Here is a 22421-nt window from a genome sequence, read left to right on the forward strand (position 1 = left end):
CCACTCCCGGGCCCGGCGGCCCACCTCCCCGACCCCCGCGTCCGCGTTGTGGGGGGCCCCCCCCCCCCCGCCCCCCCCCCCCCCCCGGCCCGCCCCCGCCCCACTGCACAACCCGCGCCGCAGGCAAACCCCAACCACCACCCCCTCACCCGCATCCGCAAAGCCGCCCACCGCAAGGGCCAGTCCCCCCGCACCGCCCTGGCGGTAACCCTCTCCGCCCTCGCCCTCCTCAGCGCCACCGCGCTGATGGGTACCTCGGGCTGGCTGATCGACCGCGCCTCCCAGCAGCCGCCGATCCTCTACCTGATGGTCGCCATCACCGCGGTACGCACCTTCGGGACCGCCCGCGGCGCCCTCCGCTACGCGGAACGCCTCGTCAGCCACGACAACGTGCTGCGCTCGCTCGGAGAGCTCCGCACCACCGTCTACCGCCGCCTCGAACGCCTCAGCCCCGACGGCGCCGGCGGGCGCCTCCGCGGTGACCTGCTCTCCCGCATGGTCGCCGACGTCGACGCGGTCCAGGACTACGTCCTCCGCTTCCGCCTCCCCGCCGCCGCGGCCACCGTCAGCGCCGTCGTCACGGTGACCACCCTCGCCCTGATCCTCCCCGCCGCCGGAGCGATCCTCGCCGTAGGCCTGCTCCTCACGGGCGTCGCCGTCCCCGTCCTGACGGTCCGTCTGTCCTCCCGGGCCGAACAACTCCACGCACCCGCCAAGGGACGACTTGCCGCCGAGGTCGTCGACGTCCTCGACGGCACCGCCGAACTGACCGTCAGCGGCGCGCTCCCCCACCGTCTGGACGGTCTTCGGGCCACCGACGCCCAGCTCACAGCCCTGGCCCGGCGCTCTGCCGCCGGGGCCGGCCTGGGCACCGGCCTCAGCACCGCGCTGACCGGTCTCACCGCCACCGCCTGCGCCGCCGCCGGCGTTGCTGCGGTGTCCGCCGGAACCCTGCACGGCGTCTGGCTGGCCGTGATCGTCCTGACCCCGCTGGCCGCCTTCGAGGCCGTCACCGGACTGCCCGTCGCCGCCCAGATCCGCCGCCGCAGCGAGCGGTCCGCAGCCCGGGTCCTGGAACTGGTCGACGCCCCCGAACCAGTACGCGAACCCACCGTGCCGGCGGATCTCCCCACCAGCCCCCTCCCGCTCCGAACCAACGACCTGACCGCCCACTGGCCCGGCTCGTCCACCACAGCACCCGCCCTCTCCGACATCACCCTGGAACTCCACGAAGGCCACCGCATCGCCGTCGTCGGCCCCAGCGGCTCCGGCAAGACCACCCTCGCCCACGTCCTGCTCCGCTTCCTGGATCCCGCCTCCGGAACGGTCACTCTCAACACCACCGACATCACCACCCTCGACAGCGACACCGTCCGCACCGCCGTGGGCATCTGCGCCCAGGACGCGCACATCTTCGACAGCTCGCTCCGCGAGAACCTCCGGCTGGCCCGCCCCGACTGCACCGAGGCCGACCTCTGGGAGGCCCTGGCGGCCGCCCGCCTCGCCGACTGGATCCGGGACGACCTCCCCGAGGGCCTCGACACCATGGTGGGGGAGCACGGCGCCCGCCTCTCCGGCGGCCAGCGCCAGCGACTCGCCCTGGCCCGAGCGCTGCTCGCGGACTTCCCGGTGCTGCTCCTGGACGAACCCGCCGAGCATCTGGACCTCCCCACCGCCGACGCCCTCACCGCCGACCTGCTGACCGCGACCGAGGGCCGGACCACCCTGCTGATCACCCATCGGCTGGCCGGTCTGGACGCCGTCGACGAGATCCTGGTGCTGGACCGCGGCCGCATCGTCCAACGCGGCACCTGGTCCGAGCTGGTCGCCGCCGACGGCCCGTTCCGCCGCAGCTGGGAGGACGAGCGCCAGGCCGACACGCTCCTGCTGGTCTAATCAAGCGACCCCCCCTGAACCGTCGCAAAATACCCTGGCCCCATGGAGCACCTCCCGCCCGCCCTCGGCCTGGACGCCCTCGTCACCGAGGTGTCCGAACGGCTCCACGCCGTGGCCGCCGTCAACGACCGGATGCGGGAGCTGCTGGAGGCCGTGGTCTCGGTCAGCTCGGGTCTGGACCTGCACACCACCCTGCGGCGCATCGCCGGCGCGGCCGCGGACCTCGCGGACGCGGAGTACGCCGCGGTCGGCGTGGTGCCAGGGCCGGACGGCAGGGGCACGCTGCTCTGCTGGACGGCCCAGCTGTAGCGGGGGAAGCGAGTGACGGGGGAGTGCTGTGAGTCGCACGTGATTGCTAGCCGGCGCATGGCTGGCTGACAGGGCCTCGTGGTGGGCTGATGTTTCGTCCGCATAAGTAACTGAGGAGCCAACAGCGATGACCACTGCCCTGAGTAGCACCCTCAAGCGCCGGGTCGCCCCGGCCGCGGCGATCCTGGTCGCAGGTGGCCTGCTGCTGACCGCATGCGGATCCAGCTCTTCCTCGTCCGCGACCACCACCACACCCACCAGCGGCGCCAGCTGTAGCCGTCCCTCGGGGATGGCCTCCGGCGGGGCGATGCGGTCGGGTGGCGCCATGCCCTCGGGGATGCCGTCCGGCGGCGCGATGGCGTCGGGCGGAGCCAGGCCGTCCGGGATGCCGACCGGCGCCCGTCCCAGCGGCAGCGCCGGCTTCGGCGGCGGCCAGGGAGGCGGCGGCTGTGGCGGCTTCGGCGGTGGCGGCCAGGGCGGCGCCCCCAGCGGCGCTGCTCCCAGCGGCGCGCCCACCAACTAACCACAGCGGGAACTGCATCCGGGCCCGGGACTTCGGTCCCGGGCCCTCAGCTCGGGGCCCTCAGTCCACGAAGCCGATCAGTGTCTCGATGACCTCGGCGACCCCGTCCTGGTCATGGTCCCCGGCCCGCAGCGGGCAGCTGGCCAGCACCGCGGGGTGGGCGTTCGCCATGGCGTACCCGCGGCCGGCCCAGGCCAGCATCGGCAGATCGTTCGGCATGTCGCCGAAGGCCACGACCTCCGCGGCGGCGATGCCGCGCTCGGCGCACCAGCGCGCCAGGGTGGTGGCCTTGGTCACCCCCTTCGCGCCGATCTCCAGCAGCGGGCTGGACCGGGTGATCTCCGCCAGGTCCCCGGCCGCGCCGCAGGCCCGGCGCAGCATCTCGTCCGGGTCCATCCCCGGCACCTGCGCCAGCACCTTGAACACGGTGGGCCCCTCGGGTCCGGCCAGCAGCTCCTCGGCGGAGGCGATCCGGTTCGCCGGGTTCCAATCGAGCACCGAGCGGTAGCCGGGCTCACGGACGAACCCGCCCGGGTACTCGAACGCGAAAGCCGCCTCCGGCAGCTCCGCCCGCAGCGCGGTCACCACGGCGAGCGAGTCCTCCGGCAGCAGCGGTGAGGTCTCCACCAGCTCCTTGCGCCGGACGTCGTACACCGCGCCGCCGTTGGAGCAGATGGCGACGCCGTGCCTGCCGGTGTGCTCGGCCAGCGACTCCAGCCAGCGCGGTGGCCGACCGGTGACGAACACGATGAAGACGCCGGCGTCCTCGGCGAGGGTGAGCGCGGCCTGGGTGCGGGCGGACACGGTGCCGTCACTGCGCAGCAGGGTGCCGTCCAGGTCGGTGGCGATCAGGCGGGGGCGAGTGGCGGGGGTGGCTGTCACCTCCCCATCTTCGCTCAGCGCCGATCGTCGAATGCCGGTGGGCCGCACCCCCGGCGGGAGCGCGGCCCACGGAGTCCGGGTCCTCCATCACCGCCGGAACTTCGCGCAGAGCGTGGAGCGCCGCCACCGCGCCGACTGCCAGCATGCACGCACCGATCATGGTGCTGACGTGGATCCCTGTTCCACGTGAAACATGGTTCGTAGGCCCCCGGAGGACCGCGAGGTGGGCCGCGGCGAGCTCGGGGCCAGGGTCGGCGCCGAGGGCGTCGGCGAGGGCGTCGGCGAGGGCCTCGCGGGCATCAGCGAACGCGGAGAGGGCTTCCGCCTGCTGCCCGCTGCCGTGCCGGGCCCGTATCAGCGGGTCGAGCGGGACCGGGGTCCCCTCGGCGTCCCACGCAGGAGTCTGCGTCCGCAGCGGATGAGGGCCTCGCCGTACTACGTCCTCAGTAGACCCAAAGGTCCGCAGTTGCACGACGACGAGAGATTCCAGCTCAGCGAGGGTTGAAGGGTACCCACAACGGATGGGGGGAGCCCGCAGCGGCGTCCTTCCCCGACCCAAAGGAAAACCCCATGAAGGCTCTGCTCTCCTCCAAGCCGGTGCTCTGGTTCCTGTTCCTGTTCAACCTCGTCGTCGCCGTGGCGGCCCCCTTCGCCGTCCACGGCACCCAGGGTGTGATGACCGCCGTCGGCATGGGCGTCGTCTCCCTCGGCGCGGGCAGCGCCCTGCTCCGCGGCCGCCCCGCCCGTCGCGTCACCGGTTGAGCTGGGCGAGGCCCTCGGTGGCGATCTGCTCGAACACGGCGAGGTCGTTGTCGAAGACGGAGTCGGGTACGGGCCAGTGGATGACGATCTCGTCGATGCCCAGGGCCTGGTAGGTGCCGGCGTAGTCCACGAAGGCGTCGAGGGACCGCAGTGGCTGCTCGGCGGTGGAGCCCTGGAGCAGCACCTTCCGCAGCGACGCGTAGTCGCGGCCGTGGGCCTCGCACGCGGCGCGGAGCCTGGCCAGCTGGGTCTGGATCACGGCGGGGGCCTCGTCCACCGGGACGTCGGCCGGGCCGCGGGGGTCCCCGTAGCTGACCCAGCCCTGGCCGTACTCGGCGGCGAGCTTCAGCCCGCGCGGGCCGGTGGCGGCCACGTAGAAGGGGACCCGGGGCTGCTGCACACAGCCGGGGATGTTGCGGGCCTCGACGGCGGAGTAGTAAGTCCCCTTCCTGGTGGTGGAGTCCTGCGTCAGCAGCTCGTCCAGCAGCGGCAGGAACTCGTCGAACCGGTCCGCCCGCTCCCTGGCCGTCCACGGCTCCTGCCCCATCGCCGTTGCGTCGAAGCCGGTCCCGCCCACCCCGATGCCAACGGTCAGCCGGCCGCCCGAGATGTCGTCGACCGTCAGCAGCTCCTTCGCCAGCGTCACCGGATGCCGGAAATTGGGAGAGGTGACGAGTGTGCCCAAACGCAGTCGCTCGGTCGTGGTGGCTGCCGCGGTCAGGGTCGGCACCGCCCCGAACCACGGCTCGTCCCGGAACGACCGCCACGACAGGTGGTCATAGGTGTACGCCGCGTGGAACCCCAGCTCCTCGGCCCGCCGCCAGACCCTCCGCCCCTCGGACCAGCGGTGGATCGGCAGAATCACAGTGCTCAGTCGCATACCGCCGACCCTACGCGGTGGGCCAGCTCCGTGATGTCATCGTCTTGTCGCGCCACATCCGGGCTGCGAAAGTGGTGGCTGGGCCGGGCGGGCAGGCGGGGGACCGATGGCGGATTCGGCAGGGCAGACACGGCCGCCGGTAGAAACCGGATCCTGGGCGGCGTTGCTTCCGCCGCGCGGGTTCGCCGCCGTCCGTGCGGCCGACTTCGAGCCGGTCGGTCGGGTGCGCGGGACGGGGTCGTACCACGTCGAACTCAGCGGTGAGACCTGGAACTGGCACACACATGACTGCCGCTCCTCCCCGGCCTCGACGGGCCCGGTGTCCGTCAGGCTGTCCGGGGCCGGCGCGACCAGTGCCGTTCTGGTGGAGGTGCTGGAGGGTGCGCGGCACCGAGCGCTGGAGCGGCTGCGCGCCGCCTGCGTCGGACTCGGCGGGCACGGTGTGGTGGGCGTGCGGGTGGGGATCGCACCGTCCGAAGTGAAACTGCTGGGCATGGATTTAACGGTCAGTGGCACTGCCGTGCGGGCACGCGGTGTGGCCGCTGCCGACGCTCGCCCCTTCGTCTCGCATCTGGCCGGCGCTGACTTCGCCAAGCTCGTCCTGGCCGGCTGGGTGCCGGTGGACCTGCTCGTCGGACGGTCCATCGGGGTGCGCCACGAGGACACAGGCAGCTGGAACCAGATGCAGTCTGCCACCAACCAGGAAATGGACGGCTGGACGGCCCTGCTCGGCGGCGTGCGCGCCGACGCCCGCGCCCGGCTCGAGCAGCAAGCTGCTGAGCAGGGCGGCGACGGGCTCCTGCTGGACAGCAACAAGGTCACCGTGTGGGAGCAGACCTGTCGGGCCAAGCGCCAGTCACCAGGTCGAACCGAGCCTGCGGACCGGGTCGCTCAATGCACACTCATCGGCACCTCGATCGCCCGCTTCGCCAGTGGGCCGGTCCGGGTGCGTCCGCTCGCCGTGATCCCACTCAACGATGGACCGGCGCAGCGAATCTGAGGTGGAGCCCGGTCTGCGGACCCTGGACGGTTCCGCAGGGAAGGGTGTCAGGCCCGGCCCGGGGCGGGGGACTCGCCGTCGTAGGCCAGCCGGGCGGTCTCGACGGTGTCGAGATGGTCGGCGGACCATTCCGCGAGTGACGCGAACAAGGGGGCCAGGCTGCGGCCCAGTTCGCTGATCTCGTACTCCACCCGAGGCGGCACCTCGGGGTGGTAGGTGCGCAGGACGAGGCCGTCGCGTTCCAGCTGGCGCAGCCGCTGGGTCAGCACCTTGGGCGTGATCGTGCCGATGTGCCGTTGCAGTTCGACGAAGCGCAGGCGGCCCTCGTGGTGGAGGCTCCAGAGGATCGGCGTGGTCCAGCGGCTGAAGACCAGGTCGACCACCGGGCTGATGGGGCAGGCCTGTCGGGTGCCGGCCGGGGCCTGCGCCGTCCTCCCGGTTGCACGGTCGCTCATCCGGATCCGCATCCCTTCGGCATAGCCGCTTTCCTCTAGGTACCTACTATGCCAACGATGTTAGCTTCGTTCCAGTCGCCGCGGGAAGCCCTCGCGGGGAGGCCAATTCCGCTTTCTCAGGCGTGAGTTGACGTATCGAAACGAAGACACAGGGGTGTTGGACATGATCGTGGTCACCGGAGCGACCGGTAACGTCGGACGACCGCTGGTGCAGGCACTCGCGGCGGCCGGTGAGCAGCTAACGGCGGTGTCCCGGGGAATCCCGGGCGGCGCGGCGCCGGAGGGGGTCCGGCACCGGCGGGCGGACCTGACCGACGCCGAGAGCCTGCGGCCGGTCCTGGACGGCGCCGACGCGCTGTTCCTGCACGACGGCGGCGGTGGTGCGCAGGGATTCAGCGTGCCGGACATCCTGGACGTCGCCAAGGCCGGCGGGGTCGGACGCATCGTGCTGCTGTCCTCCCAGGGCGTCGGCACCCGACCGGAGTCGGCCTCCCACGGGGTGGTCGGTCGGGCCAGGGAGGACGCGGTCCGGCAGTCGGGCCTGGAGTGGACGATCCTGCGGGCCGGCGGGTTCGACTCGAACGCCTTCGCCTGGGCGGAGTCGGTCCGGGCCGGACGGACCGTCAGCGCGCCGTTCGGCGACGTCGGCCTGCCGACCGTCGACCCGGACGACATCGCCGAGGTCGCCGCGGTGATGCTGCGCGGGCAGGGTCACGGCGGGCAGGGTCATGACGGGAAGGGGCATGACGGGAAGGTCTACGAGCTGACCGGCCCCGCGCTCAGCACGCCCCGACGGATGGCCGAGGCGATCGCCGCCGCGCTGGGCGAACCGGTGCGGTTCGTCGAGCAGAGCGTCGAGGAGGCCCGCGCGCAGCTGCTGCAGTTCATGCCCGAGCCCGTGGTCACCACCACGCTGCAGATCCTGGGCACCCCCACCCCCGCCGAACAGCGGATCAGTCCTGACGTCGAGCGGATCCTCGGCCGTCCGGCCGGCGCCTTCGCGGCCTGGGCGGAACGCAATATCGCGGCCTTCCGGTGACCGCCGGCCGTCCCTGCTCAAACAGGCTTGCGCGGCAAGGCAACCATTTCGCCTCCCGGAGCCACTTGGGGGTACGGCGCGCACCGCGCGGGCCGTACCCCGTCCGGGACGACCCAGGGAGCGCGCATGGCCGGCACACGAGGCAGGAACAACCGCAAGGTGTGGCGTCGCGGGACCCTGGTGGTCCTGCCGCTCGCGGCGGTGGCGACCGCGGTGGGGGTGTCCGTGCACGCCGCCTCCGGGGGCGCGTCGCATGAACGGGCGGTGGGCAACGTGGCAGGAGTCGCTGGGGCAAGCGGCGCCGCCGCGGGGTCATCCACGTCGTCATCGTCAAAGACGTCGGCTTCAGCTTCGGCCTCGAAGTCCGCGGCAGCCGCCAAGTCGGCCTCGGCGTCTGCCTCCGCCCGCGCTTCGGCCGCCGCCGCGGCCAAGCCCGCCGTCTCCGCTGCCACGCCGCTCGCCCAGCGGCTCAGCACCACCTCGCTGACGCTCTCCAGCCCGCTGCACTACCTGGAGCAGGGCTACAACGAGATGCCCCAGTGGACCCGGGTCGCCGTCGCCGCCGCGCCCGGCGGCAAGGTCCAGGTCGCCTGGCCGGCGGCCGACGGCATCCATGTCACCCCGCTCGGGTCGACGCTGAACCGCAGCGGCGCGGACACCGTGGTCGCCGGGGCCCAGGAGGTCGGCGGGCTGGTCGCCCACGACGACGGCTTCGCGCTGCTCACCAGGGTCGCGGACAGCAACAAGTGGAACGACACGGCCGCCGCCCTGATCCGCTACCGCAACGGCGCGCGGGTGTTCACCGACAAGCTCACCGGAACGGCGAGCAACGACACCTCACCCGTCCTCGACGGCCAACTCGCCTGGAACGGCACCGAGTACGGCGCCTACTTCGTCGTGCACGGCGCGGGCGGATTCGCCGACGGACACTTCGGCGACAAACTGGTCTACACGGGTGCCACCGGATCCCGGCTGAGCGGCGGCTGGGACTGGGGCTGCAGCCACAACGAGGGCATCGCCCTCTACCCGGAGAAGTCCGGCCCGTTCACCTCGGTCTGCCTGGACGACTGGCGCTCCGGACTCTTCGTCAGCACCGGGATCGGCGCCCCGGACGTGGCGCCGGTGCTGGGGCGGGAGCAGTGCTGGGCGGGCTACTGCGGCGGAGCCTTCCCGGACGGCACCGGCACCGTCGTCAAGTCCGCCGCCGGCCGCTACGCCGTCGCCGTCGCCTCGCGCGGGGCCGCCTCGGCCCAGAAGAACGCCGCCGACTCCAGCGGCCGCGGCTGGACGGTGACCCCGCGCTGGAGCACCCACCAGGTCGCTGTGGACTTCCTCAGCGACTCCTCCACCCCCAGCGGGAAGACCGTCTACCTGACCGCCGACCCGAGCACCGACCATGTCAACGTCCGCATCGCGCCCTACGGCGGGAGCCGGCTGCTGGTCACCTGGGAGTCCGTGTCCGGAGCCTCGTGCGCCAGCGGCACCTGCACCGGCCGCTTCAGTGGCACGCACCTGGAGCTGATCGACTACTCCGGCCGGGTGCTGACCCCCGCGGTGGTGGTCCCCGAGCACATCTCCGGCGACATCGCGGTGCTGCCGGGCGGCGACCTCGCCTGGGCCTCGGTCTCGGCCACCCCGAACTACTCCACGGCGCTCGGGGCCTCGCCCACCACCACGACGCTCTCCGTCGCCAGGCTGCAGTTGGTCGGCAGCTGAGCCGGGCTGAATTCCGGCGGGCCGCATAAGGGGCGGAAGGGGTTATTCCACTACGCAATTCCCATGGCGCAGCGGTATTGCGTATCAATTACATAACCGAGTTGTGCGGCAGGTATGAGCATGGACATCATGGCTGTTCGTGCCCCTGCCGAGCGTGTCCTGACGGTGGTGGAGCGCTCGGCCTCCCCAGGGTGGGAATGAGGCGAATCACCATTCTGCGGGGTTGTCGTGGGGGAAAACGAAGACGTGTCCGGTGTGCCCCAGGGCGGTTACTATCCGCCCGTTCCACCGCCGCCGGTGGGATTTGTCGCGCCTCCGGCCGATGACAGCGGGCCGGGCCCGCGCAGGGGACGCCGGGTGGCTTTGGCTGTCGCCTGCTGGCTGGTGATCGCGGCGGGTACGGCCACCGGGGTGGTGCTGGTGGGCGACGGCGGCGGGACGACGCAGGCCGCCGCGGCGGCGCTGCCCAGCGCCAGCGCCTCGCCCTCGGCGGTGGCGACCACCTCCGCGCCGGCCGTGCTGCCCACGCCGACGGCCGCGCCCAGCCCCAGCTCCACCGTGAAGGGCTCGGTCAACGGGTCGACGCACAGCGGCGACCTGCGTTTCTTCCTGCTGCCCGTACCCAGCGACGCCGAGGCCTACGGCAATGCCGACGGCGACACGATGTCCGTCGCCGACATCGCCAAGACCCTGGGCAACCCCACCACCAGCAAGAAGATCCTCAACGAGTACGGCTGCTCCGGCGGCGCGTACCGCAGCTACCGCAGCAACGACGGCACGGTCACGGTGAACACCCAGCTGATGCACTTCGACAGCTCCGGCCACGCCGGTGACTGGGTGTCAGGGCTGACCTTCGGCAAGGGCAAGGAGTTCAGCGTCTCCGGGATCACCAACGGCAGGGGCATCGCCTTCGACCCGACCACTGACGGTGACAACGGCCAACTGCTCGGAATCTCCCATGTGGGCGACGTCGAGTACGAGATCACGATCGTCGGGACCGGGAAGCTGGACCACGCGCTGCTGACCCCGCTGATGAAGCTCGAGGAGCAGCGGCTCAGCACCGGCCACTGAGGCGCCGCCGCGCCTGCCCGAACTCCCTTCCCCGACCGTCCCGTGGAGGACCGTTGACCACCGAAGCAGCCGACCCGGCGGCCCCTGAGCCCGCGGAGGCGGTGCCCCCAGCGCCCAAGGATCAGCCAGAACCCGTACTGCCTGCAGCAACTGACGCACCATCGGACACCGAGCCCGAGCCCGAGTCTGTTCTCGAGCCCGAGCCCGAGCCTGCGACCGAGCCCGCAGCTGCAGCCGAGCTCGTGCCTGAACCCGAGTCCGAGCCCGAGTCCGACGCTGTGCCTGAGCCTGCGCTCGCGGCCACCGCTGCCCCCGCACCCGCCGCAGTCGAGGCCGCCGCAGTCGAGGCCGACGCACCCGCGGCGGTCCCCGCCGTGGACGGGCCGCCTGCCGCGCGGAAACCCCGGCGTCGTGGAAGGACCGCGCTGATCATGGCGGTCGCCGTGGTCCTCGGCGCCGTCGGCGGCGCCGCGGTCGGCTACGCCGTACAGCAGAGCCGTCCGCCCACCCCGTTGCCCCCGCTCGCTGGCACCCAGCCGTCCTACCCGGCCGTCCACTCCTCCGCCGCGGCGCTCTCCGCGGCCGACGACGACCAGGTGAAGACCGACGGCGACCTCATCAAGCTCCTGGTTCCGGCACCCCACGGGGCGACGAAGCTGACGGGCAGCGACCAGATCGACAGTTGGATGGACGCCGCCGATTACGCGGAGTCGTACGAGAAGCCCGGCGGCGAGCTGAGCTGGCTGCTGGACCACTCCTTCCGCAGAGCCGCTTCGGCCGACTGGCAGGAGGGGACCGGCAGCATCACCTACACCACCGTGCGGTTGGTCCAGTTCGGCCACAGCGACGAGTCCAGTGCGCAGCGACAGACGACGGATCAGGAGGGCTACGCCCCGGACGCCACCGGCGGCACCGCCGTCTCCGTTCCGGGCACCGTCAGCGGTCAGGTCTACGCGGGGACCAAGAACACCGGTACGAACGGCTCCACCAACTACGAGGGCCGTGGATACGCCGTCCACGGTGACATCGCCGTGGAGGTCTTCGTCAATTCCGACCACCAGGTCAGTGCGAAGACAGTGCTGGCCCTCCTACAGAGTCAGCTGGAGCGGCTGTGACCACTGAATCCACCCAGCCGGGGCTCCCGGCGCAGCCCCCGGTCACTGCACCGGACCCCACCGCGCCGGACCCCACCGCACCGGACCGGAACCCCGCGGCGCGCAAGCCCGGCCGAGGCCGCTTGTTCGCCCTCGGAACGCTGCTCGTGCTCTCCGCCGTCGCCGTGGGCGGCGGTGTCGGCTTCGCCGTGCTTCAGGCGGAGAAGAAGCCCAAGGCGTCCGTGGCCACCGCATCGACCCGGCCCGCGCCCGCCGCATCGCCGGCCTACGGCGCCCTCGCCGACGGCAACCACTTCGGTTCGCTGCGCGATCTGCTGCTCCCGCTGCCCAGCGGAGACCTCCTGGGCCCCGACGATCCCGGCATCGGCAACGACACCGTGCTCGACGCCGCCCAGTTCCGCGCGATCTTCGACGAGGACATCGCCTCGGCGTCGGCCGGCGACCGCGCCAAGCTCGACCAGTACTTCAACGCCAGCTTCATCAAGGGCGACGCTGTGCGCACCTACCAGGTCTCCAACAGCCTCGTGGTGGAGCTCGAACTCCGCCAGGAGAACCAGCAGACCGCCGCGGCCGGCGCGAGCTGGGCGAAGGAGCTCGCCGACATCACCCAGGCGTACCGGGCGGGACCGGCCGTCCCCGGATTCCCCAAGGTGCACTGCTACCTGCCGCCGCTGCAGACCGGCGACAAACTCGACCACCTGGAGTGCGACGCCTCCGTGGGCGACCTCTACGTCCGGTTGTCGGCCTACGGCGTGGCGCCGTTGGACTCGTCCTCGGCGGTGGACCTGCTCCGCCAGCAGCTCGAACGCCTCGCGATCCCCGGAGCCCTGACATGAGCGACTTGACGGAATCAACTCCCGCGGGCGCCAAGGCCGACGCGCCGGTCGGTCCGCCGGTCGGCCCACCCTCCTTCGACACAGCCAACGTCTGGGCCGTGCCGCCGGAACTCCTGCCGTCGCGGCGCGACCGCACCTGGCTGCGCACCGCGCTGCGCTGGACCACCGCGGCGGTGGTCTGCGCGGCCGTGGGCACCGGTGCGGCCCTCGGGGTGGCGGCCCCGCGCCGCACCGACCTGCCGGGCCTGAAGACACCGGCGGACGGGCGCTATGTCTTTCCCGCGCTGAAGCTCCCCGCACTGCCGTCCGGATCGGTCGGCCCGCAGGAGGTAGCCACCGGGTCGGGGCAACAGCTGCATGTGGCCGATCTCCGGCAACTGCTGCTGCCCGCACCGGTCGACGCCAAGCGGGACCCCGCATATCCCGGTGCCACCGGCTGGTACCCGGTGGCCGACTTCAGCAAGAAGTTCACCAGCAGCGACAGTATGCAGTCCCGGTTCCAGGACTACGGTCTGCGCCACGTCGCCGCGACGGCCTGGACCGGTAGCGACGGGACCCGCACCGAGGTCTACCTGCTCGAGTTCCGCTCGCCCGGGAACGCGATCGCGTCCTTCGACGCCGACAAGGGCAGCATCCGTCCCCGCGGCCAGGCGGCACTCGCCCCGGACGACAACTTCACCCTGCCCGAGGGCCTCATCGCCGTGACCTCGGTCGCGGAGAACGCCGACGCGAGTCTGCGCCCGGCCACCCGGATCGTGTGCCTGCAGTACGGCGAGATCGAGGCGGTCCTGGTGCTGACCGGTCCCCAGCCGATCAGCCCGGTGGTCGAGCAGCAGGAGGCGGACCTCCAGAGCGAACTGCTGCTCGGCTGAGTCACGACATGTCCAGCTCTGCCACGTACCCGGGGTGCGGCCCCCGCATCGTCCCCTAGGGGACGCACCCCCAGCGGTACGCCGGAAGAGTGGGGGAAGCCGCTGCCCCCAGACTGATGCGGCGCGGATCGCCGCCCCGATACGGTCCTCCTGTGTCTGTCATCATCACGGACAACCTCACCAAGAGGTTCCCCCGGGTCACCGCGCTGGATCGACTGACCGTCGATGTGCAGCCCGGAGTGGTCGGCCTGGTCGGAGCGAACGGCGCAGGCAAGTCCACACTCATCAAGATCCTGCTGGGGCTCGCCCCGGCCACCGAGGGCACGGCCCGGGTACTCGGGCTGGACGTCGCCACCGAGGGCGGCGCCATCCGGGAACGGGTCGGCTACATGCCCGAACACGACTGTCTGCCACCGGACGTCTCGGCCACCGAGTTCGTCGTCCACATGGCGCGGATGTCCGGCCTGCCGGCCTCCGCCGCCCGTGAACGGACCGCGGACACGCTGCGCCACGTCGGCCTCTACGAAGAGCGCTACCGCCCCATCGGCGGCTACTCCACCGGCATGAAGCAGCGGGTGAAGCTCGCCCAGGCGCTGGTGCACGACCCGCAGCTGGTGCTGCTGGACGAGCCCACCAACGGCCTCGACCCGGTCGGCCGGGACGACATGCTGGGCCTGATCCGGCGCGTCCACGCCGAGTTCGGCATCTCCGTGCTGGTCACCTCGCACCTGCTCGGAGAGCTGGAGCGGACCTGCGACCACGTCGTCGTCATCGACGGGGGCAAGCTGCTGCGCTCCTCCTCGACCGCCGACTTCACCCAGGTGACCCAACTGCTCGCGGTCGAGGTGACGGACAGGCAGTCCGATCCCGCCTTCGACGCGGACAAGGCCCTGCTGGAGCGCCTCAGCGCCGACGGGCTGACCGCCAGGGCCGACGGCGGCCGGGTGCTGCTGGTCGAGATCAAGGGCGACGAGACCTACGACCTGATCCGGGACGCCGTGGCCGACCTGGGGGTGGGCCTGGTGCGGATGGAACAGCGCCGGCACCACATCTCCGAGGTCTTCAGCTACGACGAGGCGGAGCCGGCCGTCCCGTCCGACCGCGAGGAGGACTCCGCCCATGTCTGAGCAGACCCCCACGCAGCTGCCGGTGCAGTCGTCCCCGACCCAGGCGGTCCCGCAGCCGGACCGCGCGGACGTCATCCACGACATCGGCTACCGCCACTACGACGGACCCCGCCTCGGCCGCTCCTACGCGACCCGCTCGCTCTACACCCTGAGCCTGCGCGGCAGCTTCGGCCTCGGACGGTCCGCCAAGTCCAAGATCCTGCCGATGGCGCTGCTCGCGGTGATGTGCCTGCCCGCGCTGATCATCGTCGCGGTCACCGTCTACACCAAGCTCTCCAAGTACCCCAACGCGGCCAGCTACCCGCACTACCTGGGGCTGATGCAGTTCGTCATCGCGGTGTTCGTCGCGGCCCAGGCGCCGGTGGCGCTCTCCCGCGACCTGCGCTTCATGACGCTGCCGCTGTACTTCTCCCGTCCGCTGACCTCACGGGACTACGTGCAGGCCAAGTTCGGCGCGATGGTCTCGGCGATCTTCGTGCTGACCGGCCTGCCGATGCTGATCCTCTGGATCGGCTCGATGCTGGCCTCGATGGACTTCGGCTACAACCTGGCGCACTTCGCCTACGGGCTGGTCGCCGCGGCCTTCTACTCGCTGGCCTACGCCGGGATCGCGATGGTGATCGCCTCGGTGACGCCCCGTCGGGGCTTCGGCGTGGCCGCCATCATCGCGGTGCTGCTGATCAGCGAGGCCGTGGCCGGGATCATCTACGGGGTCCTGCACTTCCACGGACATGTCTCCGGGGCCGGCTGGGCGCTGATGATCAGCCCCGACACCCTGGTCTCCTCGACCGTCGACTGGTTGTTCGGGCTCGGCAACGACAACAGCTTCAAGGTCCCCTCGAACTTCGGCGGCTTCGTCTTCCTCGCCGAGATCCTGGTGATCGCCGCCGCCTCGTTCGGACTGCTGGTCCGTCGCTACCGGAAGATCTGAGAGGCCGCCATGACCACCATCAGCATCGACCAGGTCTCCCGCTGGTTCGGCAATGTCGTCGCCGTCAACGACGTCAGCATGACCATCGGTCCCGGTGTCACCGGCCTGCTCGGCCCCAACGGCGCGGGCAAGTCCACCCTGATCCACATGATGAGCGGCTTCCTGCCGCCCTCCTCCGGGTCGGTCACCCTCGACGGCGTCCAGGTGTGGAAGAACCAGGAGGCATACCGGCAGATCGGGCTGGTCCCGGAGCGGGAGGCCATGTACGACTTCCTGACCGGCCATGAGTTCGTGCTCGCCAACGCCGAGCTGCACGGCCTGCCCGACCCGGGAGCGGCGGCCCAACGCGCCCTCGCCACCGTCGAGATGGAGTACGCGCAGGACCGTAAGGTCACCACCTACTCCAAGGGCATGAAGCAGCGCGTCAAGATGGCGTCCGCGCTGGTCCACGACCCCGACGTGCTGCTGCTCGACGAGCCCTTCAACGGCATGGACCCGCGCCAGCGGATGCACCTGATGGAGCTGCTGCGCCGGTTCGGGGCCGACGGCCGTACGGTGCTCTTCTCCTCGCACATCCTGGAGGAGGTCGAGCAGCTGGCCCGGCACATCGAGGTCGTCGTCGCCGGTCGGCACGCGGCCTCCGGCGACTTCCGCAAGATCCGCCGCCTGATGACGGACCGTCCGCACCGCTATCTGGTGCGCTCCAGCGACGACCGCAAGCTCGCGGCGGCGCTGATCGCGGACTCCTCCACGGCCGGCATCGAGCTGGACTGGGCCGAGAAGGCGCTGCGCATCCAGGCCATCGACTTCTACCGCTTCACGGAGCTGGTGCCCCGGGTCGCCAAGGAGGCAGGCATCCGCCTGCACACCGTCTCCCCAGCCGACGAGTCCCTGGAGAGCGTCTTCTCCTACCTCGTCACCTCCGCCCGATGAAGCCCGACAAGAAGGTGAACCAGTGAACATCACCGTCGCCCGGCTGACCGTACGCGGCCTGCTCGGCCGCCGCCGCGGCCTGCTGCTGCTCGCGGTGCCCGCGCTGCTGCTGATCCTGTCGGTGGTGATCCGGGCCGCCGCCGGCCAGGACGAGTCCACCACCGTCAGCATCCTGGGCACCCTCGCCCTGGGCACGCTGGTGCCACTGCTCGGCCTGATCGCCGGCACCGGGGCGATCGGCCCCGAGATCGACGACGGCTCGATCATCTACCTGCTGGCCAAGCCACTGCCCCGGTGGAAGATCATCACCACCAAGCTCGCCGTGGCCATCGGCTGCACCGTGGTCTTCGCCGCGGTCCCGACCTACATCGCCGGGGTCATCCTCTTCGGCAACTTCGAGAACCTGGCACTGGCCTACGGCGTCGGCGCGCTGATCGCGGGGGTCGCCTACAGCTCGATCTTCCTGCTCTTCGGCGTGATCACGCGGCACGCGGTGGTGGTCGGCCTGATGTACTCGCTCCTCTGGGAGAGCATCGTCGGCAACTTCGTCACCGGGGCGAAGACCCTGAGCGTCCAGCAGTGGGCCCTCTCGGTGGCCAAGCGGATCGCCGACCCCGGCGTGGTCAGCTCCTCGGTGCACCTGCCTACGGCGGTACCGCTACTCATCGTGGTGACGCTTGGTGCAACGGCGTTCGCGGCTGTGCGGCTGAGCCGGTTGACGCTGGCGTCGGAGGAATAGGCTCTACCGCCGTTTCGCGCACGCAGTTAAACAAGCAGAGCCCCGCGCCCCTGGACCTTTGCGACTGACCCAAAGTTGCAATTGCTAGGGGCGCGGGGAACTGCGCGACAAGCCAGCTACGGCCTGAGCGTATGAGCCCTACCCGCACCCAGTCCCGCCGTAAGCGCAACCCCGCAGCACGCGAGCAGTAGCACCAACGGCAGAGTCCATCCCCCGGTCAGCTGATGAAGGGCCCCGAACCCAACAGGGCCAGCCGCCGCAATGAAGTACCCCACCATCTGCGACATCCCAGAAAGCTGCGAAGCCACCGCCGCACCCCCCGAGCGCAGCACGATCAGCGCCATCGCCAGCCCGAACCCGCCCCCCTGCGCGATCCCGAGCAGCACCGCCCAGACCCACGCGCCGCCCACCGGCGCCAGCACCAGGCCGAGGATCCCGCTGGCGTTGCAGGAGACCATCAGCGCGACCAGCCCCCGCTGGCTCCGCATCCGGCCGGCCAGCGTCGGCACGACGAACGCGCCCCCGACCTGGATCAGGTTGCAGAAGGCGAAGACCGCACCCGCGGTCCCGCGGTCCATGCCCTGGTCGGTGAGGATCGTCGGCATCCACGCGATCAGGGTGTACGAGAGCAGCGACATCACGCCCATGTAGACGGCGAGCTGCCACGCCAGCGGATGCCGCCACAGGCCGGCCACTCGCTCCCCGACCGGCTGAGAAACCACATTCCCCGCCGGACGGCGAACCTGCGGAAGCCAGACCACTGCGGCGAACAGCGCCAGCACCGACCAGGACGCCAGCGACCCCTGCCAGCCGCCGAAGGCATGCTCCATGGGGACGGACAGTGCCGCGGCCAGCGTCGCACCGACGATCATCGAGGTGGTGTAGACGCCGGTCATGGTCGCCGCACGGTCCGGGAAGTCCCGCTTCACCAGACCGGGCATGGTCACGTTGAGCAGGGCGATGGCCGCGCCGATCACGACGCTGCCCGCGAACAGAGCCCACGCACCGGAGACCACCCGCAGCCCGACCCCCGCCGCCAGCAGCGCCAGCGCCCCGAGCACCACCCGCTCCGGGCCGACGCGCCGCACCAGCCTGGGGACGAACGGCGCGGTGACACCCATCAGCAGCACCGGCAGGGTGGTGAGCAGCCCGCCCGCCGTCGACGACAGTCCGTAACTGTTGCTGACGTCGGTGAGCAGCGGCGACACCGCGGAGAGCGCGGCGCGCATGTTCAGCGACACCAGCAGGATGCCGACCAGTGCCGTCGCCGGGTGGACGGCGATCCTGGCCGCCCGGGAGGGTGCGGGGACTGACGGGGCGTAGGGCGTCTGGTCAGACAGAGTCGGGGTGTCGAGGGTGGTGCGCGACATGGCGTTCTTTCCGGAGTTGCAGGTGGGATGGATCAGTTGTCGCCGAGCAGGCGGCCCACGGCCGCCATCGGCTCGGCGAGGAGCAGCCGGCAGGCCGCCTCGGCGGCGTCCGGGTCGCCGGACTCGACGGCGTCGATCAGCGCGCGGTGCGAGGCGAGGTCGACCTCGGGCATGTCCTGGTCCCCGGAGGAGGAGCGCATGGACTCCCGCACCGAGGCGCTGAAGTAGCGGTAGACCTCGGTCAGCGCCGGGTTGTGCGCGGACTCGACCATGGCGGTGTGGAACTCCAAGTCGTGTTCGACGCTGGCCTCGCGCCCGGACCGCTCCGGCTCGTTGCGCAGGATGGTCTCCTCGGCGTCCAGCGCGGCCCGCATCCGGGCCAGGTCCTCCGGGGTGTGCCGGAGCGAGGCGAAACGCGCGGCCTCGGTCTCCAGCGCGGCGCGGACCTCCAGTACGTCTCGCACCCCGGAGCGCTGCACTCCGTGCAGTACGGCGGCCGGGTCGCTGGTGCTGCGGACGAAGGTGCCCTCGCCCTGCCGCGACTGCAGCATCCCGGAGTGCACCAGCACCCGCACCGCCTCGCGCACGGTGTTGCGGCCGATCTGGAGCAGCGCGGCGAGCTCGTGCTCGGTGGGGATGCGGTCGCCGACCTGCCAGGCGCCGCTGCCGATCTGGGCCCGGAGCTGTTCGATGGCGGAGTCGACCAGAGAGGTGCGGCCCGCGGCGTGCAGGTTGCTGCTCATCGTTCGCCTGTCTCCTCCGGTCGTCCTACATCCTCTTGCCCAGTCATCCTACAACTGAATGCGGACGCCGCCGACCCATCTGCGCCCGCCGGTCAGGTCAGCCCCGGCCGAGCAGCGGCATCGCGCTGGCCATCACCGTCACGAACGGGATGTTGGCGGTCAGTGGCAGCGAGGCCATGTGCAGCACGGTGCGGGCGACGTCCGCCACGTCCATCGTCGGCTCGGCGGCGATGCGGCCGTCGGCCTGGAGGGTGCCGGTGGTCATCCGCTCGGTCATGTCGGTGGCGGCGTTGCCGATGTCGATCTGCCCACAGGCGATGTTGTGCCGGCGTCCGTCCAGGGCGAGGGACTTGGTCAGGCCGGTGATCGCATGCTTGGTCGCGGTGTAGGCGACGCTGTTGGGGCGGGGCGCCTGCGCGGAGACGGAGCCGTTGTTGATGATGCGTCCGCCCTGCGGGTCCTGAGCCATCATCAGCCGGTAGGCGCCCTGGGCGCAGAGGAACGAGCCGGTGAGGTTGGTGTCCACCACCCGGCGCCACTGCTCGTGGCTCAGCTCCTCCGGCGGGGCGGACAGCGCGGCGACTCCGGCGTTGTTGAACAGCAGGTCCAGCCGCCCGAAGTGCTCCTTCACCGCGGCGAAGAGTCCGTCGACGGACCCGGGATCCGTCACGTCGGTGGGCACCACCAGCACGTTGTCGCCTGCGGCGGTCTCCCGCAACGGCGCTTCGCGCCTCCCGGCGAGGGTCACCGCCCACTCTGCGTCGAGCAATGTCCGCGCAGTGGCGCGCCCAATTCCCGACCCTGCTCCGGTCACGACCGCGATACCCGTGTACATGGCCGCACCTTAACCGGTGGGTGGTCACCGCTGTGGGAGGGCGCTACCGCCGTAGACGGTTCTCGCGCAGTTCCCCGCGCCCCTGGGGGTTAGGGGCGCGGGGAACTGCGCGACAAGCCACCCACCAGCGGAAACGTTCACGCAGCCGGGAACAGCAGCTCCAGCACCACAGCAACCCCGTCCGCGTCGTTGCTCGACGTGACCTCGTCCGCCGCGGCGATCAACGCGGGATGCGCATTCGCCATGGCGACACCGTGCGCTGCCCAGGCGAACATCGGCAGATCGTTCGGCATATCGCCGAAGGCCAGCGCGCGGTCCCGCTTCACGCCCAGTCGGGACGCCGCCAGGGCCAGGCCGGTCGCCTTGGAGAGGCCCAGCGGCAGGACCTCGACGAATCCGGGGCCGGCCATCACCACGTCCACCAGCTGCCCGCCGACCTCCCGGACGACCTGCGTGAGCTCGTCGTCGGTCAGGGTCGGGTGCTGCAGGAAGAGCCTGGTGATCGGCTCGGCCCAGAACTCCGAGAGGTCGGTGATCGCCCGGACGTCCTCCTCGCCGGTGCCGGGCATGCGGTAGCCCGGGCCGGCCAGGACCTCGCCGTCCAGCCCCTCGCGGCCCACCGCGAGGCACACCGGGCCGGCCTCCGCCTCGATCTTGGCGAGAGCCACCTGCGCGAGCTTGCGGTCCAGGGTGATCGAGGTGAGCAGCTTGTGCGCGCCCGCGTCGTACACCTGGCCGCCCTGGCCGCAGACGGCCAGGCCGGTGTAGCCGATGGCGTCCAGCGTGGGCCGGGTCCACGCCGCGGAGCGGCCGGTGACCACGATGTGCTGGGCCCCGGCGGCGGAAGCCGCCGCCAGGGCCCGCCGGGTGCGCTCCGACACGGTGTGGTCGGAGCGCAGCAGCGTCCCGTCGAGGTCCGTCGCGATCAGGTCGTACGGACGGGAGGGCCTCCCGCTGGCGCCGCTCACTTGCCGACCGGCTCCAGCACGGAGCGTCCGCCGAGGTAGGGCCGGAGCGCCTCCGGGACCACCACCGAGCCGTCCGCCTGCTGGTGCGTCTCCAGGATCGCGACGATGGTGCGCGGCACCGCGCACAGCGTCCCGTTCAGCGTCGCCAGCGGACGGTTGCCGCCCTCGCCCCGCATCCGGATGTCCAGTCGGCGCGACTGGTACTCGGTGCAGTTGGAGGTGGAGGTGAGCTCGCGGTACTTGCCCTGGGTGGGGATCCAGGCCTCGATGTCGAACTTGCGGGTGGCCGAGGAGCCCAGGTCGCCGGAGGCCACGTCGATGACCCGGTAGGCCAGGCCGAGCTTGTCGAGGAACTGCTTCTCCCACTCCAGCAGGCGCTGGTGCTCGGCCTCGGCCTCCTCGGGGGAGGTGAAGACGAACATCTCGACCTTGTCGAACTGGTGCACCCGGATGATGCCGCGGGTGTCCTTGCCGTAGGTCCCGGCCTCGCGGCGGAAGCAGGGCGAGAAGCCGGCGTAGCGCAGCGGCAGCCGGTCCGCGTCGATGATCTCGTCCATGTGGTAGCCGGCCAGTGGCACCTCGGAGGTGCCGACCAGGTAGAAGTCGTCCTCCTCCAGCCGGAAGACGTTCTCCGCGGCCTGGCCGAGGAAGCCGGTGCCCTCCATGGCCCGCGGCTTGACCAGGGCGGGGGTCAGCATCGGGATGAAGCCGGCCTCGACCGCCTGGGCGATGGCCATGTTGACCAGGGCGAGCTCCAGCAGCGCGCCGACGCCGGTCAGGTAGTAGAAGCGCGAGCCCGAGACCTTGGCGGCGCGCTCGATGTCGATGGCGCCGAGGATCCGGCCCAGCTCCACGTGGTCGCGGGGCTCGAAGCCCTCCGCGGCGAAGTCGCGGGGGAGGCCGACCTCCTCCAGCGTGACGAAGTCCTCCTCGCCGCCGATCGGGGCGTCGGGGTGCAGCAGGTTGGCGAACAGCCCCTGCAGCCGCTTGGCCTCCTCGTCGGCCTCGGACTGCTCGGCGTTGGCCGCCTTCGCCTCGGCGGCGAGGGCGGATGCCTGCTTGAGCAGCTCGGCCTTCTCCTCGCCCTGGGCACTGCGGATCTGGTTGCCGATCAGCTTCTGGGCGTTGCGGAGTTCGTCGAAGCGGGAACCGGAGGACCTGCGCCGCTCATCAGCACTGAGGAGGGCGTCGACAAGGGCGACGTCCTCTCCTCGGGCACGCTGCGAGGCGCGCACACGGTCAGGGTCCTCACGGAGCAGGCGAAGGTCAATCACGGGGACGAGCCTACCGGTCCCGGACTACCGGTTGCCGCTCCTTATGCTGCGCAGGGTCCGTTCCATTGCGGGCGCCGGCGGGCGGCCTGTTCTGCGGTGGTTTGTCACGTATCTGTCCCGGCCTGTCACCAGGGCGGTACAGCGC

24 protein-coding genes are annotated in these 22421 nt (G+C 71.4%); 15 read left to right on the forward strand and 9 right to left on the reverse strand.

Annotated elements, in window-relative coordinates; all coding sequences use genetic code 11:
- From cydC to ABH941_RS24140, 3 genes are all read left to right on the forward strand, one after another.
- Positions 1 to 1896, forward strand: a 1896-nt coding sequence (gene cydC, locus ABH941_RS24130; RefSeq protein ID WP_370131550.1) for a thiol reductant ABC exporter subunit CydC, incomplete at its 5' end; no start/stop codon positions are given.
- 42 nt (positions 1897 to 1938) lie between these two features.
- Positions 1939 to 2205 (forward strand): hypothetical protein, encoded by a 267-nt coding sequence (locus ABH941_RS24135; protein ID WP_370131551.1) that lies wholly within the window; start codon positions 1939 to 1941, stop codon positions 2203 to 2205.
- Between the two features lie 127 nt (positions 2206 to 2332).
- The gene (locus ABH941_RS24140; protein WP_370131552.1) at positions 2333 to 2728 is read left to right on the forward strand and encodes a hypothetical protein; all 396 of its coding nucleotides are present in this window, start codon (positions 2333 to 2335) and stop codon (positions 2726 to 2728) included.
- A gap of 60 nt (positions 2729 to 2788) precedes the next feature.
- On the opposite strand, the gene ABH941_RS24145 is transcribed toward ABH941_RS24140, so the two are convergent.
- Both ABH941_RS24145 and ABH941_RS24150 read right to left on the reverse strand, forming a co-directional pair.
- Positions 2789 to 3610 carry an HAD family hydrolase gene (locus tag ABH941_RS24145; protein WP_370131553.1) on the reverse strand — a complete coding sequence of 274 codons (822 nt, stop codon included), beginning with the start codon at positions 3608 to 3610 and terminating at the stop codon, positions 2789 to 2791.
- Complete coding sequence (locus ABH941_RS24150; protein ID WP_370131554.1) at positions 3540 to 4082, reverse strand: BTAD domain-containing putative transcriptional regulator; 543 nt, start codon at positions 4080 to 4082, stop codon at positions 3540 to 3542. Before ABH941_RS24150 ends, ABH941_RS24145 begins: the two co-directional genes overlap by 71 nt.
- Positions 4083 to 4180: 98 nt before the next feature.
- Here ABH941_RS24150 and ABH941_RS24155 point away from each other — a divergent pair, with 98 nt between their 5' ends.
- The gene (locus ABH941_RS24155; protein WP_370131555.1) at positions 4181 to 4372 is read left to right on the forward strand and encodes a hypothetical protein; all 192 of its coding nucleotides are present in this window, start codon (positions 4181 to 4183) and stop codon (positions 4370 to 4372) included.
- On the opposite strand, the gene ABH941_RS24160 is transcribed toward ABH941_RS24155, so the two are convergent.
- On the reverse strand, positions 4362 to 5252 hold the full coding sequence (locus ABH941_RS24160) for an LLM class flavin-dependent oxidoreductase (RefSeq protein WP_370131556.1): 891 nt from the start codon (positions 5250 to 5252) through the stop codon (positions 4362 to 4364). The genes ABH941_RS24155 and ABH941_RS24160 overlap by 11 nt on opposite strands.
- Positions 5253 to 5415: 163 nt before the next feature.
- On the opposite strand from ABH941_RS24160, the gene ABH941_RS24165 reads away from it, so the two are divergent.
- Complete coding sequence (locus tag ABH941_RS24165) at positions 5416 to 6252, forward strand: heavy metal-binding domain-containing protein (RefSeq protein WP_370131557.1); 837 nt, start codon at positions 5416 to 5418, stop codon at positions 6250 to 6252.
- Positions 6253 to 6299: 47 nt separating this feature from the next.
- Here the strand turns inward: ABH941_RS24165 and ABH941_RS24170 are convergent, their stop codons facing one another.
- Positions 6300 to 6707 (reverse strand): winged helix-turn-helix transcriptional regulator, encoded by a 408-nt coding sequence (locus ABH941_RS24170; protein ID WP_370131558.1) that lies wholly within the window; start codon positions 6705 to 6707, stop codon positions 6300 to 6302.
- 163 nt (positions 6708 to 6870) lie between these two features.
- On the opposite strand from ABH941_RS24170, the gene ABH941_RS24175 reads away from it, so the two are divergent.
- From ABH941_RS24175 to ABH941_RS24220, 10 genes are all read left to right on the forward strand, one after another.
- A complete protein-coding gene (locus tag ABH941_RS24175; protein WP_370131559.1) occupies positions 6871 to 7746 on the forward strand; it encodes an SDR family oxidoreductase in 876 nt (291 codons plus the stop codon).
- Between the two features lie 126 nt (positions 7747 to 7872).
- Complete coding sequence (locus ABH941_RS24180) at positions 7873 to 9462, forward strand: hypothetical protein (RefSeq protein ID WP_370131560.1); 1590 nt, start codon at positions 7873 to 7875, stop codon at positions 9460 to 9462.
- 357 nt (positions 9463 to 9819) lie between these two features.
- Positions 9820 to 10533 (forward strand): hypothetical protein, encoded by a 714-nt coding sequence (locus tag ABH941_RS24185; protein WP_370131561.1) that lies wholly within the window; start codon positions 9820 to 9822, stop codon positions 10531 to 10533.
- A gap of 278 nt (positions 10534 to 10811) precedes the next feature.
- On the forward strand, positions 10812 to 11648 hold the full coding sequence (locus ABH941_RS24190; RefSeq protein ID WP_370131562.1) for a hypothetical protein: 837 nt from the start codon (positions 10812 to 10814) through the stop codon (positions 11646 to 11648).
- Positions 11645 to 12484, forward strand: a complete 840-nt coding sequence (locus ABH941_RS24195) for a hypothetical protein (RefSeq protein ID WP_370131563.1) — start codon at positions 11645 to 11647, stop codon at positions 12482 to 12484. The genes ABH941_RS24190 and ABH941_RS24195 overlap by 4 nt, the downstream gene beginning before the upstream one ends.
- Entirely contained in the window at positions 12481 to 13356 is an 876-nt protein-coding gene (locus tag ABH941_RS24200; RefSeq protein WP_370131564.1) for a hypothetical protein, read from the forward strand. Before ABH941_RS24195 ends, ABH941_RS24200 begins: the two co-directional genes overlap by 4 nt.
- Positions 13357 to 13508: 152 nt before the next feature.
- A complete protein-coding gene (locus tag ABH941_RS24205) occupies positions 13509 to 14483 on the forward strand; it encodes an ATP-binding cassette domain-containing protein (protein WP_370131566.1) in 975 nt (324 codons plus the stop codon).
- The gene (locus tag ABH941_RS24210; RefSeq protein ID WP_370131567.1) at positions 14476 to 15414 is read left to right on the forward strand and encodes an ABC transporter permease; all 939 of its coding nucleotides are present in this window, start codon (positions 14476 to 14478) and stop codon (positions 15412 to 15414) included. The genes ABH941_RS24205 and ABH941_RS24210 overlap by 8 nt, the downstream gene beginning before the upstream one ends.
- A 9-nt stretch (positions 15415 to 15423) precedes the next feature.
- Positions 15424 to 16347 carry an ABC transporter ATP-binding protein gene (locus tag ABH941_RS24215; RefSeq protein ID WP_370131568.1) on the forward strand — a complete coding sequence of 308 codons (924 nt, stop codon included), beginning with the start codon at positions 15424 to 15426 and terminating at the stop codon, positions 16345 to 16347.
- 22 nt (positions 16348 to 16369) lie between these two features.
- Positions 16370 to 17086, forward strand: coding sequence for an ABC transporter permease subunit (locus tag ABH941_RS24220; RefSeq protein ID WP_370131569.1), 717 nt, complete (start codon positions 16370 to 16372; stop codon positions 17084 to 17086).
- A 116-nt stretch (positions 17087 to 17202) separates the two neighbouring features.
- Here the strand turns inward: ABH941_RS24220 and ABH941_RS24225 are convergent, their stop codons facing one another.
- The 5 genes from ABH941_RS24225 to serS all read right to left on the reverse strand — a co-directional run bounded on the left by ABH941_RS24225 (position 17203) and on the right by serS (position 22276).
- A complete protein-coding gene (locus ABH941_RS24225; protein ID WP_370131570.1) occupies positions 17203 to 18456 on the reverse strand; it encodes a CynX/NimT family MFS transporter in 1254 nt (417 codons plus the stop codon).
- A gap of 32 nt (positions 18457 to 18488) precedes the next feature.
- Entirely contained in the window at positions 18489 to 19199 is a 711-nt protein-coding gene (locus ABH941_RS24230) for a FadR/GntR family transcriptional regulator (protein ID WP_370131571.1), read from the reverse strand.
- A gap of 97 nt (positions 19200 to 19296) precedes the next feature.
- Positions 19297 to 20034, reverse strand: coding sequence for an SDR family oxidoreductase (locus ABH941_RS24235; protein WP_370131572.1), 738 nt, complete (start codon positions 20032 to 20034; stop codon positions 19297 to 19299).
- 137 nt (positions 20035 to 20171) lie between these two features.
- Entirely contained in the window at positions 20172 to 21002 is an 831-nt protein-coding gene (locus ABH941_RS24240) for an HAD family hydrolase (RefSeq protein ID WP_370131573.1), read from the reverse strand.
- Positions 20999 to 22276, reverse strand: a complete 1278-nt coding sequence (gene serS, locus ABH941_RS24245) for a serine--tRNA ligase (RefSeq protein WP_370131574.1) — start codon at positions 22274 to 22276, stop codon at positions 20999 to 21001. Before serS ends, ABH941_RS24240 begins: the two co-directional genes overlap by 4 nt.
- Between the last annotated feature and the right edge of the window lie 145 nt (positions 22277 to 22421).

Origin of the sequence: Streptacidiphilus sp. EB103A, assembly GCF_041261405.1 — a bacterium.
Lineage (GTDB): Bacteria > Actinomycetota > Actinomycetes > Streptomycetales > Streptomycetaceae > Streptacidiphilus.